At 65.1% G+C, this 18,482-nt stretch carries 17 protein-coding genes and 1 tRNA gene; 4 read left to right on the top strand and 14 right to left on the bottom strand.

Going from position 1 to position 18,482, the window contains the following annotated elements; all coding sequences use genetic code 11:
* Positions 1-64: 64 nt before the first annotated feature.
* From rimM to smc, 8 genes are all read right to left on the bottom strand, one after another.
* Entirely contained in the window at positions 65-565 is a 501-nt protein-coding gene (gene rimM, locus SB749_RS16225) for a ribosome maturation factor RimM (protein WP_181272020.1), read from the bottom strand.
* Between the two features lie 180 nt (positions 566-745).
* Positions 746-976 carry an RNA-binding protein gene (locus SB749_RS16220; protein ID WP_039210974.1) on the bottom strand — a complete coding sequence of 77 codons (231 nt, stop codon included), beginning with the start codon at positions 974-976 and terminating at the stop codon, positions 746-748.
* Between the two features lies 1 nt (position 977).
* Positions 978-1,421, bottom strand: coding sequence for a 30S ribosomal protein S16 (gene rpsP, locus SB749_RS16215; protein WP_410711211.1), 444 nt, complete (start codon positions 1,419-1,421; stop codon positions 978-980).
* A gap of 157 nt (positions 1,422-1,578) precedes the next feature.
* Positions 1,579-3,189: a signal recognition particle protein gene (ffh, locus tag SB749_RS16210; RefSeq protein ID WP_410711210.1), complete on the bottom strand. Its 1,611-nt coding sequence runs from the start codon at positions 3,187-3,189 to the stop codon at positions 1,579-1,581.
* A 308-nt stretch (positions 3,190-3,497) separates the two neighbouring features.
* Positions 3,498-4,718, bottom strand: coding sequence for an ammonium transporter (locus SB749_RS16205; protein ID WP_025777323.1), 1,221 nt, complete (start codon positions 4,716-4,718; stop codon positions 3,498-3,500).
* 209 nt (positions 4,719-4,927) lie between these two features.
* Positions 4,928-6,070 carry a signal recognition particle-docking protein FtsY gene (gene ftsY / locus SB749_RS16200; RefSeq protein ID WP_101544616.1) on the bottom strand — a complete coding sequence of 381 codons (1,143 nt, stop codon included), beginning with the start codon at positions 6,068-6,070 and terminating at the stop codon, positions 4,928-4,930.
* 160 nt (positions 6,071-6,230) lie between these two features.
* On the bottom strand, positions 6,231-6,632 hold the full coding sequence (locus tag SB749_RS16195) for a hypothetical protein (RefSeq protein ID WP_039210980.1): 402 nt from the start codon (positions 6,630-6,632) through the stop codon (positions 6,231-6,233).
* Between the two features lie 238 nt (positions 6,633-6,870).
* On the bottom strand, positions 6,871-10,419 hold the full coding sequence (smc, locus tag SB749_RS16190) for a chromosome segregation protein SMC (RefSeq protein WP_410711209.1): 3,549 nt from the start codon (positions 10,417-10,419) through the stop codon (positions 6,871-6,873).
* 87 nt (positions 10,420-10,506) lie between these two features.
* Between smc and SB749_RS16185 the strand changes: the two genes are divergently transcribed.
* From SB749_RS16185 to SB749_RS16170, 4 genes are all read left to right on the top strand, one after another.
* A tRNA-Asn gene (locus tag SB749_RS16185) sits at positions 10,507-10,579 on the top strand.
* A 139-nt stretch (positions 10,580-10,718) separates the two neighbouring features.
* Positions 10,719-12,530, top strand: coding sequence for a BCCT family transporter (locus tag SB749_RS16180; protein ID WP_410711208.1), 1,812 nt, complete (start codon positions 10,719-10,721; stop codon positions 12,528-12,530).
* Positions 12,531-12,619: 89 nt separating this feature from the next.
* A complete protein-coding gene (locus tag SB749_RS16175) occupies positions 12,620-13,099 on the top strand; it encodes a hypothetical protein (RefSeq protein ID WP_410711207.1) in 480 nt (159 codons plus the stop codon).
* A 66-nt stretch (positions 13,100-13,165) separates the two neighbouring features.
* Positions 13,166-14,026, top strand: a complete 861-nt coding sequence (locus SB749_RS16170; protein WP_410711206.1) for a CorA family divalent cation transporter — start codon at positions 13,166-13,168, stop codon at positions 14,024-14,026.
* Between the two features lie 21 nt (positions 14,027-14,047).
* Here the strand turns inward: SB749_RS16170 and SB749_RS16165 are convergent, their stop codons facing one another.
* From SB749_RS16165 to SB749_RS16140, 6 genes are all read right to left on the bottom strand, one after another.
* Positions 14,048-14,443 carry a DoxX family protein gene (locus SB749_RS16165; RefSeq protein ID WP_410711205.1) on the bottom strand — a complete coding sequence of 132 codons (396 nt, stop codon included), beginning with the start codon at positions 14,441-14,443 and terminating at the stop codon, positions 14,048-14,050.
* A 308-nt stretch (positions 14,444-14,751) separates the two neighbouring features.
* The gene (mutM, locus tag SB749_RS16160) at positions 14,752-15,675 is read right to left on the bottom strand and encodes a bifunctional DNA-formamidopyrimidine glycosylase/DNA-(apurinic or apyrimidinic site) lyase (protein ID WP_410711204.1); all 924 of its coding nucleotides are present in this window, start codon (positions 15,673-15,675) and stop codon (positions 14,752-14,754) included.
* 61 nt (positions 15,676-15,736) lie between these two features.
* Complete coding sequence (rnc, locus tag SB749_RS16155) at positions 15,737-16,441, bottom strand: ribonuclease III (protein ID WP_025777329.1); 705 nt, start codon at positions 16,439-16,441, stop codon at positions 15,737-15,739.
* A gap of 4 nt (positions 16,442-16,445) precedes the next feature.
* Positions 16,446-16,649, bottom strand: a complete 204-nt coding sequence (gene rpmF / locus SB749_RS16150; RefSeq protein ID WP_025777330.1) for a 50S ribosomal protein L32 — start codon at positions 16,647-16,649, stop codon at positions 16,446-16,448.
* Positions 16,650-16,651: 2 nt separating this feature from the next.
* Positions 16,652-17,170 (bottom strand): YceD family protein, encoded by a 519-nt coding sequence (locus SB749_RS16145; protein WP_039210983.1) that lies wholly within the window; start codon positions 17,168-17,170, stop codon positions 16,652-16,654.
* A gap of 119 nt (positions 17,171-17,289) precedes the next feature.
* Positions 17,290-18,480, bottom strand: coding sequence for an MFS transporter (locus SB749_RS16140; protein ID WP_410711203.1), 1,191 nt, complete (start codon positions 18,478-18,480; stop codon positions 17,290-17,292).
* Positions 18,481-18,482: the final 2 nt, after the last annotated feature.

The raw sequence follows: 18,482 nt of genomic DNA, 5'->3' as shown, positions 1-18,482 counted from the left end.
GTCACCAAGTCCGTTGCGATAGCCTCGGTGGGAGTGTCGCTGCCATTCATCGGAAACGGTCCGCTCATTCGGCGTCGAAGAGGCCGGCGGGCGGGGTGACGGTGACGCGTCCCGATTCGATGTCGACGTCGGGCACGATCTCGGTGACGAAGGGGATGAGCACAACGTGTCCGGCGGTGTGCTTCATGTGGAGCAGATCCTGGGCGGTGCCGTTCGTGACGTCGACGATCTCGCCGACGAGGGCGTCGTTCTCGTAGACCTTGAGGCCGATGAGGTCGTCGAGGTACCAGGCGTCGGTTTCGTCTTCGTCCTCATCCGCTTCGGCGAGGATGAGGGTGTTGCGGATCTCCTCGGCGCGGTTGCGGTCGGGGACCTCGTCGAAGGCCAGGAGCAGGCGGTTGCGATGCCACCTCGCCGACTTCAGCGTCAGCTCTCCGATATCGGGATCGGTGGCGAAGGTCGCCCCTGGATTGAGCCGGTCCTCGGGTCGGTCGGTGCGCACCTCGACGGTGAACTCGCCCTTGATTCCGTGCGGCTTGCCCAGCCGGGCGATCACCGTGTCCATACTGCTCCTCGAAGTCTGCTGTCGCTGTCTGTCCGGCCGGCCCTGCGCCCGGGTGACTGCGTTTCTGCGATCTGACGGCGGGCCGCCGTGTTCTGGCACCAGTGTAGTCGGCGACGGTTAGGTGAATGCATGAGAGGGGATGCAGCGCATGTGCACTGCATCCCCTCTCGGATGTTGGATTTACGCCTCGATGAGGTCCACTCGCACCGACTCACGGCCGGCCAGCGAGTTCATCACGGTGCGCAGGGCCTTGGCGGTCCTGCCTGCACGGCCGATGACCCGGCCGAGGTCTTCGGGGTGAACCCGGACCTCGAGGGTGGTGCCGCGCTGCGAAGAACGCGAACGAACGGAGACGTCGTCGGGATGATCGACGATTCCGCGGACCAGATGTTCGAGCGAATCAGGCAACATCTCAGGCTTCAGCGCTTTCTTCAGCGGCCTCAGGTGCGGCTTCGGCTGCTTCCTCGCCCGGAGCCTCGGCAGTTTCAGCGGACTTGCCGCCCTTCTGCGTGATGGCTTCCTTGATCACCGATTCGGCGTTGGGGGCCACGTAGGCTTCCTTCTCCGGCTGCGGCTTCACGGTGTTGACCGCTTCGCCTTCGCCGGTGAACTTCTGCCAGTCACCGGTGAGCTTGAGCAGAGCCTTGACCTGGTCGCTCGGCTGTGCGCCGACGCCGAGCCAGTACTGTGCGCGCTCGGAGTCGATCTCGATGACCGAAGGCTCACGGGTCGGGTGGTAGATGCCGATCTGTTCGATGGCCTTACCGTCACGACGGGTCTTCGAGTCAGCGACGACGACGCGGTAGAAGGGTGCACGGATCTTGCCCATGCGGGTCAGACGAATTTTGACTGCCACTTTAGTGGTGTCTCCTTTTGTGTTCTGTGTGCACAGCTGTACCAGAAGAATCGTGGGGTTGATCTGCTGGAAGCCGCGGCTCGGACTATCACTTCGGCGCGGATGAGAGGGCCCGGACCGAGAGCAAAAGTACAAGAGTCAATTGTGCCAGAAGGCTCTACTTCTTGCCACCTGGGAAGATTCCGCCGAAGCCCTTGGGCAGGTTCGCCGGATCGAATTCCTCGTCCTTGCCCAGATCGACTCCGCCGAAGGCCGAGCCGACCGGGTCCTGGGTCTTGCCCGCCTTCTTGTCAGCCAGCGCCTGCGCCTCCTGCGCACGCTTGGCCGGGTTGCCCGACTGACCGCCCTTGCGGCCCTTCTTCTTCCCTGCGGGTTTCTTCTTCTTGCCACCCGCGGCACCAGGCATTCCGCCCATTCCGGGCATCTGCGGCATACCTCCGCCGCCGGGCATTCCGGGCATTCCGCCGCCGCGGGTCATCGACCGCATCATCTTCTGCGCTTGGGTGAAGCGCTCCATGAGCTGGTTGACCGCGGTGACCGTGGTGCCGGCGCCCTTGGCGATGCGGGCACGGCGGGAGCCGTTGAGGATCTTCGGGTTGGAGCGCTCCTGGGGTGTCATCGATCTCACAATCGCTTCGACCCGGTCGACCTCGCGCTCGTCGAAGTTCGCCAGCTGCTCCTTGTACTGGCCCATACCGGGCATCATGCCCAGCATCTTCTTCATCGAGCCCATCTTCTTCAGGCCCGCCATCTGCGTGAGGAAGTCGTTGAGGTCGAAGTCCTCGCCGGATTCGACCTTCTTCTTGAGCTTCTCGGTCTCTTTTTCGTCGAAGTTCTTCTCGGCCTGCTCGATGAGCGTCATGATGTCGCCCATGTCGAGGATCCGGTCGGCCATCCGGTCCGGATGGAACTGCTCGAAGTCCTTCATCGATTCGCCCGTGGAGGCGAACATGATCGGCTTTCCGGTCACCTCGGCGACGGACAGCGCGGCACCACCACGGGAGTCACCGTCGAGCTTCGAGAGCACGACACCGGTGAAGTCGACGCCGTCGAGGAACGCCTCGGCGGTCTTCACCGCGTCCTGACCGATCATCGCGTCGATGACGAAGAGGACTTCGTCGGGGTTGACCGCGCTGCGGATGTCCGCGGCCTGCTGCATGAGCTCCTCGTCGATGCCGAGGCGACCGGCCGTATCGACGATGACGACGTCGTGGAGCTTGGACTTCGCGACCTCGATCGAGTCGGTGGCGACCTGGATCGGATCGCCGACGCCGTTGCCCGGTTCCGGGGCGAAGACCACGGCACCGGCACGTTCGCCGACGATCTGGAGCTGGTTGACGGCATTGGGACGCTGCAGGTCGGCCGCGACGAGCATCGGCCGGTGTCCCTCGGACTTCAGCCAGTGTGCGAGCTTTCCTGCCAGGGTGGTCTTACCGGCACCCTGGAGACCGGCGAGCATGATGACCGTCGGCGGCCGCTTGGCGAAGTTGAGTCGACGGGTCTGCCCGCCGAGGATGCCGACGAGTTCGTCGTTGACGATCTTGACGACCTGCTGGCCGGGGTTGAGTGCGCCCGAGACCTCCTCGGACAGGGCGCGTTCCCGGATTCGGCCGGTGAAGGCACGCACGACAGGCAGGGCGACGTCGGCGTCGAGCAGGGCACGTCTGATCTCACGGATGGTGGCATCGACGTCGGCTTCGGACAGCCGGCCTTTCCCGCGCAGATTCTTGAAAGTCGCGGTGAGCCTGTCGGACAGAGAGTTAAACACGTACAAGCCTTCTTCACGATGGTGTGGTCGACTCTCTAGACTAGCAACTCCCCCGTGCCGGGCTGAAACCAAGAGTGCTGACACTGCCCCGTGACCCCTCGCCGAGGTGGCGCTGGCCTTCCCGTATTCGTCAATTGCCGAACGCCGAGGCGGCACAAATGCTTCACCTGCGCGTGGAACGGCCGATCGCCTCGGCGGGGTGGTCTGCTTCCACCCTGCCGAGGCGATCAATGAGCACGACGTCGCACTCTCCCCCGTTCACGCGGCCGGCGAGACCCACCGGCCGCCTGGACGGGCGTCTGTTGGGGTCACCGGAACGAGTAGGCCTGCTCGGCGTGTTCGAAGGTGTCGATTCCCTCGAGTTCCTCCCGCGGGTCGATCCGCAGCCCCATCGTCGAGCGCAGGACCAGGGAGATCGCGAGCGTGACGAGACCGGCGAAGACGATGGCCACGAGACAGGCGAGCACCTGTGCAACGAGGAGTTCGAGTCCGCCTCCGTAGAAGAGACCGGCCGGTCCGTCTTCGTTGGGGAAGGCGAAGAACCCGATCATCACGGTGCCGATGATTCCGGCGACGAGGTGGACGGCCACGACATCGAGCGCATCGTCATAGCGCAGACGGTTCTTCGCTTCGACGGCGAAGATCGCACCGGCGCCTGCCGCGATTCCGATGAGGATGGCCGCATAGGGATCGACGTTCGCACACGCCGGGGTGATCGCGACGAGGCCGGCGATCGCTCCCGAGACGCTGCCGATGCTGCTCGGTCGCGAGGCCCGCAGTCGTTCGATCATGATCCAGGTGATCATGCCGGCGGCAGGTGCTGCCAGCGTGTTGATCCAGATGAGTCCGCCCTGTTCGATGGTGGTGGCGGCACCGCCGTTGAAGCCGAACCAGCCGAACCACAGCAGGGCCGCACCAAGCACGGTGATCGGGATGTTGTGCGGCTTGTGCGGGGTCGAGAAGCGGGCACGACGACCCATGACGACGACGAGCACGAGGGCGGAGATGCCGGCATTGATGTGGACGACCGTGCCTCCGGCGAAGTCGATGGCCGGCCCGAACAGACTGCCGATCGCACCGGATTCGCTGAGCAGTCCGTCTCCCCAGACCATGAACGCCAGGGGGCAGTACACGAGGGTCACCCACGCGGCGGAGAAGACCAGCCAGGTGGAGAACTTCGCCCGGTCGGCGACCGCGCCGGCGATGAGGGCGATCGCGATCATCGCGAACGTCGAACCGTAGCCGATGGAGATCAGCGAGGCCGGGTCGTTCGCGACCGAGCCGGTGAGTCCGAGTTCGGACAGCGGATTGCCGACGATTCCGGCGATCGAGTCACCGGAGCTCAGTCCGTAGCCGAAGAGGACCCAGACGAGTCCACCGACGGCCATCGCGGAGAAGACCATCATCATCATATTGATCGCCGAGGTGATCCGCGTCATTCCTCCGTAGAAGAACGCCACCCCGGGGGTCATGAGCAGCACCAACCCCGCGGCGACCATCATCCATACATTCACTGCATCGAGTTCCATGTCGTCTCTTTCGTGTCTCGGCCGGTTCCGAATCGAACCGGGCAGACACAGTCTGCATGACACATGTCACAGTGGTGAGTCGTCAATGTTTCCGGAATGTGACGAGCCTGGTCTCACCCTGCGAATATGCGGGTGAGACCAGGCTCGAAGAATGCGCGGGATCAGTTGCGCGACAATGCAGTCGGGACTGCTGAGCGTTCAATCAGCCCTCAGTCGAGCAGGGCGTCGACGAACCCTTCGGCGGTGAATGGCGCCAGGTCGTCCGCGCCTTCGCCGAGGCCGATGAGTTTGACCGGCACCCCGAGTTCACGCTGGACGGCAACGACGATTCCGCCCTTCGCTGTGCCGTCGAGCTTGGTGAGCACGATCCCGGTGATGTCGACCGCCTCGGCGAAGACCTTCGCCTGCTGCATGCCGTTCTGACCGGTGGTCGCATCGAGGACGAGGAGCACCTCGTCGATCTCGTGGCCCTCCCCCAGCGGTCGGGTGGCCACTCGTTTGACCTTGCCGAGTTCGTCCATGAGTCCGCGTTTGTTCTGCAGACGTCCGGCGGTGTCGATGAGGACGACGTCGGAACCGTCGGCCTGTCCCTTCTCGACGGCTGAGTAGGCCACCGAGGCGGGATCGGCGCCTTCTTCCTTGCGCACGGTTTCGACGCCGACACGTTCACCCCATGTGGACAGCTGTTCGGCCGCGGCGGCGCGGAAGGTGTCCGCGGCGCCGAGCAGCACGGACTTGTCCTCAGCGACGAGCACGCGGGCGATTTTGCCCACCGTCGTCGTCTTCCCGGCACCGTTGACCCCGACGACGAGGATGACCGAGGGGTCGCCGTCCTTGCCGGTATCGGCGAGCGAGCGGTCCATCGTCGGATCGACGAGTTTGATGAGCTCTTCGCGCAGCAGCCCGCGGACCTCTTCGGGATCCCGGGTGCCGAGCACCTTGACGCGTTCGCGCAGGCGGTCGACGAGCTCGGTCGTCGGTTCGACGCCGACGTCGGCGAGGATGAGCGTATCCTCGATCTCCTCCCAGGCGGACTCGTCGAGATTGTCACGGGAGAGGAGGTTGAGCAGTCCGCGCCCGAGCCCGCTGTTCGACTTCGCCAGGCGCTCACGCAGGCGGACGAGGCGGCTGGCCGGTTCGGTGGGGACCTCGGAACCGCGCGCTTCGGCTTTGTCCTTCTCGACCGCCTCGGCGACGTCATCGATGCTCAGCTCACCGGTGACCTCCGCATCGATGCCGCGTCTGTCATCGAGGCCCTTCTTGCGCGCGTTGACGCGCAGCGAGATGCCCACGCCGACGACGAGAGCGAACACGATCGCCGCGACGATGAGCAAGATGATCGGCTGATCCATGGTTCTTCCGTCCTCCTTTGAGTGCCGCCGTTCGGGCCGCCCGCACTCGAGTTCCCGGACTCTTCCGGTGGTGTCAGTGTGTCGGTGAGCGCGCCGGAATCAGTCGGCGCGGTCTCCATTGTCGCGGGCCTCGACCACTCGAGGCCGCATGGGTCTCAGGTCAGGATCCGCGGCTGCCGAAGAGCAGCCCGGCGGTGGTCTTCCACCCTGTTCCCGACTCGGGGATCTTCCAGTGGCGGGTGCGCGGGCGGACCGTGATGAGCGAGGGCGCGGCATGGCGTCGGGGCTGCGGCCGGAGCACATAGGAGTGATCGCGGATCGCGGTCACCGCCGCCTGTTCCCTGGTCGCCAGGTGCGAGGTGCCGTCATCATGGCCGAAGAATTCGTGGACTTCGTCGTCGTAGCCGGTCCACTCGGGCGGCAGACGGAATCGCTGCACGTCGGAGGAGTATCGCAGGCGTCCTTCGGCGCGCAGGCCGGGCAGAGCCACGAGAAGGACGACGACGAGTGCCAGGGCGAAGGAGATCGCGAGTCCGACGATGATGACAAGTACCGAATTCATGCCCTCGAGCCACCTCGCAGTACAGCAGCCTCGGCCATGGACGTCCCGCTCCTCACGTTCTTCGAATACCTGTGTCTCGGCCCAAGTCTATAGTCCCCGGACACGACTATTGTGCTCGCCCGCCGTGCGGCAGTTGCAAAATTCCCTGGGACTGTCCTGGGCATCACCGTCAAACGGCCTTGTGCCCCAGCGGCGGGCCTGCCACCTCGGGCGCGCCGGCCGAAGAGCGGACTGCCGATCACGGGATCCGCTGCGATATGACTTTCGACACCCCATCGCCGTGCATCGTCACTCCGTAGAGGGCATCGGCGATCTCCATCGTCCGCTTCTGGTGGGTGATGACGATGAGCTGCGAGGAATCCTGCAGCTCCTTGAACACCGTGAGCAGGCGCGAGAGGTTGAGATCGTCGAGGGCCGCCTCAACCTCGTCCATGACGTAGAACGGGCTCGGCCGAGCTTTGAAGATCGCGACCAGCATGGCCACAGCCACCAGCGACCGCTCCCCTCCGGAGAGCAGAGACAGACGCTTGACCTTCTTGCCGGCCGGGCGAGCGTGCACGTCGACGCCGGTGGTGAGCATATCGTTCGGATCGGTCAGGCTCAGTGCGCCTTCACCGCCGGGGAACAGACGCGAGAAGATGTCCTCGAACTCCCGCGCCGTATCGGCATAGGCTTCCGCGAAGACGCGTTCGACGTGCCGATCGACCTCCTCGACGAGCTGCATGAGGTCCTTGCGGGAGGATTCGATGTCCGCGATCTGCTTCTCGAGGAACTGATGCCGTTCCTTCAGCGCCTCGTACTCCTCGAGCGCGAGCGGATTGACCGTGCCGATGCGCTTGAGCTGCGACGCCGCCTGCTTCTGCCGCTTCTCCACCTCGGCGCGCACATACGGCCGGTCCTCGACGTCCTCTTCGAACGACGGAACGGGCAGATGCGGCCCGAATTCGTCGATGAGGCGGTCGATTCCCAACCCCGTCTCCTCCTCCGATCGGTGCGCGATCTCCTCCAGCTTCAGCCGGAAACGCTCCTTCGCGAGTTCGGCTTCGGCGGCGGCGTCTTTGAGCTTCTGCAGCTGGGTTCGGGTCGACCCCAATTCCTCGCCGAGGCGGCCCTTCTCTTCGCGCAGACCGCCGCGTTCGTCGACGAGGACCTGGATCGCCTCACCGAGCTCGGCCACCGTGGAGGTGGCCAGCTCCGCGGCTTCGGCCGCGGTTTCGGCGATGAGCTGCACCGAGGCGGCCGCGCGCTTCTTCTTCGCGATCGTGCGCTGCGTCTGCTCCCGCGCCACTTCTTCGGCCTTCGCAGCCCGCAGGAGGGATTCCACTCGGTCGCCTAAGAACCGGGCCCGGTCGGCAGCCGACCGGTGACTGATACGGGCTTCGACGAGGTCTTCCGAAGCTTGGGCGACCTGTGCGCTGAGTTCATCCCGAGCGGCGGTATCGACGACTTCGTCGACCTCGGCGGCACCGGCCAGTGCCGCCGCAGCCGACTGAGAGTCGCGTTCGGCGACGGCGAGGCGGGATTCGAGTTCGGTCGCGTTCTCCTGCGCGCGCTGCAGGCGAGTGCGAGCCACACCGATCTCACCGGTGATGCGCGAGACCTCCTCGGCCGCGGCCATGATCTTCGCATCCGAGGAGTGGAGAGCATCGAGGGCTGCGGCCGATTCCTCACGTGCCGCGGTCAGGCGCGGTTCGAGTTCCCTCACGGAGGCGTCGAGCTTCCCCTCCCGGTCTTCGAGATCGGCGATGAGGGAATGAGTGTCCTCGATAGCGGTCTGCGAGGCCAGGCGTGTGCCCGAGGCGGTCCGGGCCCGGCTGATGCGGGTCGCGGTAAGCACTTCACCGTGGACGGTGACAGCGGTGAGTTCGGGCCGGGCCTCGGTCAGCTCGATTCCGGTGCGCGCATCGGGGACGCAGACGACACCGTGCAGAGCCCGGGCCAGCAGAGCACGCAGTTCGGGGACGTCGCTGTCGACGACATCGGAGAGCCATCGCAGGCCTTCCAGCGCAGGCAGCTCCGGCAGTTCCGGCAGGGCCTCAGGGGCACTCCTGCCGCCCTTCCCTTCCGCAGGTTCGGCACCGGCTGGGATCGTCAGGGACACGTTCGTGTCCTCGCCGAGGTGGTCGAGCACTGCCAGCGCCACTTCGCTGTCGTCGACAATGACGCCGGAGACCGTCGTCGACAGAGCCGCGGCCGCGGCCATCTCGAACCCGTGGTCGACGCTCAGCCGTTCGGTCACGGCTGTGCGCACTCCCGGCAGATCCGCATTGACGATGTCCTCGAGATCGGCTTCCAGGGCGGTGCCCAAGGCCAGGGCTTCCGCGCGGGCCTTCGCCGAGGACAGTTCGGACGCGACCTGTGCCCGCTGCTCCTGCAGGCCAGTGCGTTCGGCCTCCAATTTCTCGAGGCGCTCCTGTGCCGCCTCATACGCGGAGTCGAGCTCGGTCTCACCGGCTTCGACGTCCTCGACCCCGGTCTCGGCCGATTCGAGTTCCCTGCTGCGCTCGGCGATGCGGGCGGTGACGGTTTCGATCTCTGCGCGGTTGGCTTCGATCCGGGACTTGAGGTCGGTGATCCGCTCAGCCGCCTGCGTCTGCTTCGACTGCAGCGCCGAGCGGTTCTTCACCGCCTCGGTGATGGCGATCTGTGCGGCCTTGACCTCGTCTTCGGCGGTGCGCAGGGCTCGGGTGAGCTCTTCCTTCCGCTGTTGGCTGGCCTCGAGTGCGGTCGTCTTCTCGGTCACGACCGCCTCGGCGTCGGTGAGTTCGGAGCGGTTGCGTTCGGCCTGAGCGCGCAGCTCTTCGGGTGACTTCGATTCCCTCTGCCCCAGGCTCGTGACCTCCGAGAGCAGGTGGGAGCGCTTGTCCGCGGCGCGTTGGCTCAGCCCCTGTGCACGCACGACTTGTGTCTGAGTCCGCGATTCGGCGGTGCGCTGGACTTCGAGCTCGCTGTCGAGTTCGGACAGCCGCGCTTCGATCTCCGACAGACGCGCCTCGGTGCGGGTGCGGCGATGGTCGAGTTCGGCGATGCGGTCGCTGTGGTCTTCGCCCTCGCTCGTCGAGGCCAGGGAGGACTGCATCCGCACGGCATCGTCGGCGAGCAGTCTGGCGGTGGCGTCGCGCAGAGTCGCCTGGACGGTCGCTGCCTTCGCAGCGGCCTCGGCCTGCCGCCCCAAGGGCCCCAGCTGCCGGTTGAGTTCGGTGCGCAGATCGGTGAGCCGGTCGAGGTTCGTCTGCAGTCCGGTGAGTTTGCGGACCGCTTTGTCCTTGCGGCGTCGGTGCTTGAGCACCCCGGCGGCCTCTTCGATGAAGCTGCGCCTCTCCAGCGGATCGGCATGGAGGATCGCGTCGAGGCGGCCTTGTCCGACGATGACGTGCATCTCCTTGCCCAGGCCGGAGTCGTTGAGCAGCTCTTGGATGTCGAGCAGCCTCGCCGGTGCCCCGTTGACGGCGTATTCGGATCCGCCGGTGCGGAACAGGGTCCGCGAGATGGTCACCTCGGTGTAATCGACGGGGATGGCTCCGTCGGTGTTGTCGATGGTCAGGGTCACCTCGGCGCGGCCCAGGGCCTGACGTTTCGAAGTTCCGGCGAAGATGACGTCATCCATCTTTCCGCCGCGCAGATTCTTCGCACCCTGTTCGCCCATCACCCAGGACAGGGCGTCGACGACGTTGGACTTGCCCGAGCCGTTGGGTCCGACGACGCAGGTGATTCCCGGCTCGAATCGGAGGGTCGTCGCCGAGGCGAAGGACTTGAATCCCCGCAGTGTCAGGCTTTTGAGATGCATATTGGGCACCAGCATATCCGCAGGCGGCGGCGAGATCCCGAATCTTTTGGTAGAGTTTCTCCTCGTGCGCAGGCGACTGCGCCGTTTTCCTCCGTAGCTCAGTTGGCAGAGCATTCGACTGTTAATCGAAGGGTCGCTGGTTCGAGCCCAGCCGGGGGAGCTGGGAGGGGCCCTGTCGTGCGCGGCAGGGCCCCTGCTTGTGCCAACCGTCCGATGCAGTCAACAAGGAAGGAACGCCGAGCCGGCAGCCCGTTCTCATTCGCGTCTCCGAGGACCCGCCCCCGATCGGCCCGATCGCTATGAGCAGTGAACATACCAAGACTCAGGAGCTCATCGAGCACCTGAAGCATCCGACGACCGCGCTCCGGCCCTTCAAACGTGAGGGTCTGGACAAGGTGGTCTTCTTCGCGGCCGGCATCCTCGCCGTTGCGTTCGTCGTCTGGGGCTTCGTCTCCCCCGAGACTCTCGGTTCGGTGGCGGGTACGCTGCTGACCGGAGTGATGGACAACTTCGGGTGGCTCTTCGTCATCGCCGCCACGATCTTCACGATCTTCGTCATCGTCGTCGCCGTCAGCAAGTTCGGTCGGATCCCTCTGGGCAAGGACGATGAGAAGCCGGAGTTCAAGACCTCCTCGTGGATCGCGATGATGTTCGCCACGGGCATGGGCATCGGACTCGTGTTCTCCGCGGTCGGCGAGCCTCTCTTCTTCTACATGTCGCCTCCCCCGAACACGGTCGACGGCTCCACGCCCCAGGCGATGGGCACGTCCATGGGAACGACTCTGTTCCATTGGACGCTCTACCCGTGGGCGATGTACGCCATCGTCGGTCTCGGCGTGGCCTACGGTTCGTTCCGTCTGGGACGCTCGCAGCTGTTCTCGTCGATGTTCACCCCGGTGTTCGGCGAACGCGCCGTCAACGGAATCGGCGGCAAGGTCATCAACATCCTTGCGATCCTCGCGACTCTGTTCGGTTCGGCCTGCTCGCTGGGTTTGGGCGCCATCCAGATCGGCGGCGGCATCGAGTCCGCGGGCATCATGTCCGAGGTCACCTCACCGGTGCTCGTCATCATCATCGCGATCCTCACGGCCGCATTCGTCGCCTCCGCGGTCTCGGGTGTGGAGAAGGGCATCCAGTGGCTGTCGAACATCAACATGGTGCTCGCGGTCATCGTCGCCCTCATCGTCTTCATCGGCGGACCGACGCTGTTCATCCTCAACGTCATCCCCTCCTCGGTGGGTACGTTCATCCAGGACCTGCCGCAGCTGGCGTCCCGAACGGCTGCCGACGGTCAGGGTGTCAATGAGTGGCTGTCGTCGTGGACGGTCTTCTACTGGGCATGGTGGGTGTCATGGTCGCCCTTCGTCGGACTGTTCATCGCGCGCATCTCGCGCGGTCGCACCGTCCGTCAGTTCGTCACCGGTGTGCTCATCGTCCCCTCCGTCGTCTCGACCATCTGGTTCGCGATCTTCGGCGGCGGTGCCATCGGCATCCAGGAGCGCGCCGAGCGCGGCGAGGGCACGGTCAAGGCGCTGGCGAAGGTCGTCGACGGCGAACCGGACATCAACATGGACACGATCCTGTTCGACCTCCTCGGCGCTCTGCCGCTGCCGAACCTCATTGCGATCATCCTGATGATCGTCACGGTCGTCCTCATCGCGATCTTCTTCGTCACCGGCGCGGATTCCGCGTCGATCGTCATGGGCACCCTGTCGGCCAACGGCATGCAGGAACCTGGCAAGGGCCTCGTGATCTTCTGGGGCACCGCGACCGGTGCCGTGGCTGCGGTGATGCTCTTGGCGGGCGGTTCCGATCCCGCCGAGGCGCTCGACGGGCTGAAGAACATCACGATCGTCTCCGCCCTGCCGTTCGTCATCGTCATGCTGCTGCTGTGCGTGGCGGTGTGGAAGGACCTGTCGAAGGATCCGCTCATCATCCAGGAGCAGCTGGCCGCACACGTGCTCGAGACCTCGGTGGCCACCGCGGTCGACGAGTACGACGGCGAGATCTTCGGCCTCGAGACCTCGGAACTCCAGATCGAGGACGAGCCGGCCGAGTCTTCGGAGGATGCCGCCAAGACCACGGACAAGGACACCTCAACAAAGGACTAACCCCCAATTGCTACCTGACGGCGGCCCAGCTACCTCGCGCGAGGTTGCTGGGCCGCCGTCAGGTGGTTTGAAGGAAAGGAAGTCGATAGATGAACAGAGTCATCAGACGCGAGGGGAACATTTCGAAGCTCATCGGCTGGATGCTCGTCGTCATGGCGATTCTCGCGTTCATCACGGTGATCATCCTGGCGATCTTCGCCGAACCCTTCTTTCTCATCTTCCTCTTCGCACCGGTCATCGCGCTCATCGGCGCGTGGGTGAATTTCCACTTAGGAGCCCGGGCGCGGTTGGAGATCACTCCCGAGGAGTTCATCTGGTGCGGCTTCACCGGCAGACCTCATCGGATCGCCTGGCGGGATCTCGACCGCATCCTCCTACCGGCTCCCGGTTCGCGCTATCGGCTGGCTGCGGCAGCGCGCCTGCGAGACGGTCGGATCGTCGAAATCGACTCACTGTGGTTGTCTCCGACGAACCCCGCGAACCTTCTCTCCCCGCCTGACCACACCGAGGCGCAACGCGCGCTCATCGACGGCCACAAAGCGTATCTTGCGAGGGCATTCCGGCACTGACGTCTTGGTACTGTGTTCGCATGCGGCACCGCTGATGACGAGAGACGGAGGGCGAGACTGATGATCGTGATCGACAGCATCGAGGCGCTGCGTGAGCACACTGCCGGCACTCCTTGCGTTCTCGCCACCCCCGAAGACCGAGAGCTGACGGATGAGGCGGCCAATAGCCTCGACCTGACGGTGCACAGCGCACATCCTCCGCCGAGGCGGCCGATGGCTGCGGTCGTCGACGACCAGATCAGCCTCGTGCTGCAGGTCCTCGACGAGGATCGTGCCCACCACGCGCTGCAGCTCCACGCCCGAGAGCGCGGCCTGCTCGTCATCGGTGAGAAGAAGGCCCTGGACTCCATCGCGGGAAAGCTTCCTGCCGATGCCGGCGATACGTGGACCGTGCTCGTCGAGCTCATTCTCAATGTGGCGCGCCGCTGCGAAGAGGCACTCGACGAGATCGATGATCGGTGCCAGGAGCTCGAAGCACAGTCCGTGGGCTACGCGTCTTCACCGCGGCGGCGGACGATGGGGAGACTGCGAGCCGAGCTCTTCCGGATCGGTGAGACCCAGGCCGCACAGCAGAGGCTGCTGTCGAACGAGGAAGAGCTCGCGCAGAGCCTCGGCGAGGACCATCAGCGGCTGCTCGCCCGTGCTTCAGCGGCGTTCGGGGCGAATCAGTCGATGACCACGCGTCTCTATGCGATGCTCGGCGACATCCTCAACGAACAGGATTCCGTCGTGTCCGAACGGCTGACTCTGGTGGCGACGATCTTTCTGCCGCTGACTCTGGCGACGGGGTTCTTCGGGATGAACTTCCAGTGGATGCTCGATCGTCTGGGCAGCCTGCCGGGGTTCATCATCTTCGGCCTCGTCATTCCCGGCCTGCTCACGGTGGCGACCCTCGTCTTCATCCGCCGGCTGACTCGTTCGTCGTGAGCCGGACGAACCCAGACGCAACTACATCCCGAACAGAGCCGGAATGGCGATCGGGCCGGCACCGAATGCGGTGATGACCGCGGCCAGCACCAGCAGGAGTATGTCGTATTCGGGACCTCCCGCCGAGGCCCAGTACTTCGAGTGCCATTTGAAGACGTGCAGGCTCGTCGTGATGAGCATGAGCACGACGACGCCGAGACCGGCCCATTGCGCGAGGACGCCGGTGGCGAATGAGACTGCGGCGGCAAGCTCGGCGATGGCGACGAACCATGCGGTCGGAACATTGAGCCCATCCGCTTTGGCGAACCGCGGAATGTCCTTGGCCTTGACCATGAACTCGCGGACGAAGGCCACCGTCAGAACTGCCCTGACGAGCAGGAGCACGATCCCTGCAGCGATCGTTGGAACCGTGAACATGAGCATTCCTCTCCGCCTGAGCGCCGAGGTGGCGACCTCTCGCCCGAGTCTACGCTTCACTGCGTTGAGGCCAGAGGTCTCGACAGCCTCTCCTGCCCGGCATCCTTCACCCTGAGTTTCATTTCACCGCGCTGCAGCGGTGCATCATGCCGTTGCCGGTGACCGATGGACCGTTGACTGTAGGACTTGCGGCGAAGGCGAGGGACTGCGAGCAAAGGGGCGGGATGCTCTTGGCCGCTGGGGTGCACCGCGCCTGAGGCTCGGCAACGAAGCCAAACAGCTGCGACGCCACCAGCAGGTTGCTCCGCCTACCTGTACCGCGGGGCCTTCTGACACTCAGGACAGAAGTGAGTGCCCCGCCCGCCGACGGTGATCTTGGCGATCTCGGTCCCGCAGCGCACGCAGTCCTGTCCCCCGCGCCCGTAGACGAGCAGCGCGCGATCGAAGTATCCGGATTCGCCGTTGACATTGACGTAGAGAGCGTCGAAGCTCGTCCCGCCCACGGCCAGGGCATCGCTCATCACTTTCGTCGCGGATTCGAGCACCGCCACGAGGCGGCTCTTGCGTGTCCGTGCCGGCACCGCCAAGGGGTGGACTCCCGCCCGGAACAGTGCCTCGTCGGCATAGATGTTGCCGATTCCGCTGACGAGCGTCTGGTCGAGCAGCGCGGCCTTGATCGCGGTGCGCTTCTTCGCCAGTTCACCGACAACGGCCTCCGGATCGAATGCGGGCTCGAGCGGATCGGCCGCGATGTGCACCGCCGAGGCGGGGACGAGTCGACCGTACCCGTGGACGAGGGGTTGGACGCCGATATGGCCGAAGATCCTTTGGTCGACGAAACGCAGTTCGCGGTCGCTGTCGAGGTGCAGAACCGCACGAGTATGCCGGTGGATCTCCTCGTCGGGCGAGTGGATGCGCAGCTGTCCGCTCATGCCCAGATGCACGAGGATGCCGAGTTCGGGCCTCGGCACAGATGAAGCGACCGAGACCGAGGACGACACAGCCCCCTCCCCCAGGCTCAGCCACATGAACTTCCCACGGCGCTCGGCACGCAGAATCCGCTGCCCGGTCACGGCCGAAACGAACCCGGAGACCGCAGACGGATCGATGCGCCGCTGGGACGTCGTGCCCAGAATTCGGGGGTCGGCCACCTCGGCGCCGGTGATCGTGGTCCCGGCCGTCCATTCGTCGACGCCGCGACGGACGCTTTCGACCTCGGGAAGCTCAGGCATCAGTGACCCTCGATTCGATCAGGCATGCGCCCGTGAGCGCACAAGGAGACCACGGTGAGGCTCAGCGCCGATAGTCCGGGTAGATGGTGCGGATGGCTTTGACGGCCACCTCGGCGGCCGCGGCTTCGGCGGCCTTCTTCGAGGAACCGTCACCGGCGCCCCAGTTGTTCGCCCCAAGCATCGCGGTAGCGGTGAAGACCATCGCATGGTCGGGACCCGCCGAGGTGATCTCGTAGCTCACGGCGCCGAGGTCGAGGTCCGCCGCGGCCTCCTGCAGGGTGGTCTTGAAGTCCATCCCGGCCCCGAGGTTGACCGCGTCGTCGAGCATTCCGTCGATGAGGCGGTGGACGAAGGCGAAGGCCTCTTCGCGTCCGCGGGAGACGAATGTCGCGCCGATGAGGGCCTCGACCGTGTCGGCGAGGATCGAGTCCTTGTTCCGGCCTCCGGTCAGTTCCTCACCCTTGCCCAGTAGGATGTGCTCGCCGATGCCGTGTCGGCGGGCGATCGACGCGAGGGCACGCGTGTTGACGACGGCCGAACGCATCTTGGCCAGCTGGCCTTCGGGCAGATCCGGGTTGTCGTAGAACAGCGATTCGGTGGCGACGAGGCCCAGAACGGAGTCGCCGAGGAACTCGAGGCGCTCGTTGGTGGGGATCCCACCGGCCTCGAAGGCGAAGGAGCGGTGCGTGAGCGCGAGACGAAAAGTCTCGGGATCAATATCGATCCCGAGACTCTTCTTCAGTGCTGCTGTGGTATCAGTGTCCACAGTCTCAGACGTCAGCGACCTTGCGGCCCTTGTACTCGAGGTACAGCGGGGTGCCGGCTGCGTCTTCGACGACCTTGGCCTGGTGGGGGCGCGAGTACACAACGCGACCGTTCTCCACAGTCTTGACCAGGTTCGGAGCCTTGGCCTTCCACTGCGAACGACGGTGGCGGGTGTTGCTGCGCGACAATTTACGCTTCGGAACAGCCACGTCTAGCTCTCTTTCTTCTCTTCCAACAGATTCTTCAATGATGCGAACGGCGATTCGGATTCGTCCTCGTCCACCTCGAGGTCCTCCCCCAGGGTGTAGCTGAACTCCTCGCTCTCATCCCGCGAGGGATTGAACGGCAGAGCCATCACGACGGCGTCTCTGATCGCGGGCTCGAGGTCGAGCTGATCCCGGTCGATGACGTAGGAGTCCTCATCCCCTTCGGCCTGCTCATAGACGTACATCTCCTGGATGTCCACATCTATAGGCAGCTCGATGGGTTCGAGCGTCCTCGCGTCTTCGCCGCGGGCCGTCGCCGAGACTGTTCCCGACACGTAGATCCCCTCCGACACGCTCTCGAACATCAGCTCGAGCGTCAGTGGTGAACCTTCCGCAACCCCGATCACTTCGATCTTGAGATCCGCTGGAGCCGACAAGGTGGTGTTCACCCGTTCCCACTCACCCGGATGACCGAGCAATCCCATGGATCTGAGATCATAGACGAATTCAGATCTGTTCTTCATGCCCTGTCCTCCTGGTGCGTTTGAGGATGTCGCTCCTGCGTTCACACGCGACTCACCATTCTAATCATTGTCAGCGGCCATTACCAATCGGGTCCGTCCCGCCGCGCAGGTGTTCCTGCTCACCATTTCTCGTGCTGGTTGCGCAAGGTGACGCCGCCGGCCAGAAGGAGCAGTGCGCCGGAGATCGTGAACACTATCCCGGAACCGGCGATGACGGTGAGCGCCGAGGCGGCCGAGGGGATCGCGACCTGGCTGAGTCGGTTGCCCGCCAAGCGGATCGACAGCACCGCGGCCCGGTTCGCCGGATCTGAGAGCGTCGACACCCAGGTCATCGTCAGCGGCTGGGTGAGACCGAAGCAGAAGCCTGCGATCGTGAGCAGGATCGCCAGCGTCCACGGTTGGCTGAGCACGGGGATGAGGACCACGCAGAGCCCAGCGGCCGCCGAGGCGGTCCACAGCAGGGAGAGATTCCGCCACTTCCGTGTGAGGAAGCCGATGAAGAGCCGGGAGATCACCGAGGCGAAGGTCCGTGCCGCAAGCAGCCACGTCACCGTTGTCACCGTCAGTCCGTTCTGCTGACCGATGAGCGGCAGGTAGGCGGTCATCAGATCCACGGCGGCGAGCGTGGCCATGGACGCGAAGATCGCGGGCTTCATCCCCCGCACCGACAGCAGAGCCAACGGGGCGATGGCACCTTCGGCCGCCTCGGCGCGGGAGACGTGAGGGGTCCGACCGCGGAGCATGACGATGACGGCGGCGATGAGGGTGAGCGCCGACAGTGCGGTCATGAACCACAGCGCGTTCGTGATCGCGGTATCACCCGAGGTGGCGTCGGCGACCATGCCGGCCAGGGGCAGGCCGATGGTCTGTCCGATCGAGACCCCGAGGGTGAGGTGGCCGAACTTCGCGGTGAGCTTCGAAGCGGGGAAGCTCTGCGGGATGAGCGCTTGGGAGGCGACCGTGGTGAGCAGCTGCCCGAAGCCCAGGCTCATCGTGGCGACCAGCAGCACGCCGAGGTTGGGGGCGGTGGCCGCGAGCGCGACGGGCAGGATCGACAGAGCGGTGCCGACCCACAGCACCGCTGTGGCGTATCCGCGGTCGACGAGGCGGCCGACGAAGAGCGCGGTGAGCAGCGGGACGAGTGAGTACACCGCGGTCATCAGACCGAGGACGACTCCTGATCCGCCGAGTTCCAGGGTGCGGTAGGAGATGAGGACGCGGACGCCGTTGTACGTCGCGTGCGCGATGACGGTGTGGACGACGAGGCCCGTGAACCAGGCCCTATTGGCAGGATCGGCGGCTGCGCTCATCC

The sequence above is a fragment of the Brevibacterium sp. SIMBA_078 genome (assembly GCF_046534565.1).
Taxonomy (GTDB): Bacteria; Actinomycetota; Actinomycetes; order Actinomycetales; family Brevibacteriaceae; genus Brevibacterium.
Note: the sequence above shows the minus strand (reverse complement) of the source record. Positions and strands in the feature narration are given on the sequence as shown.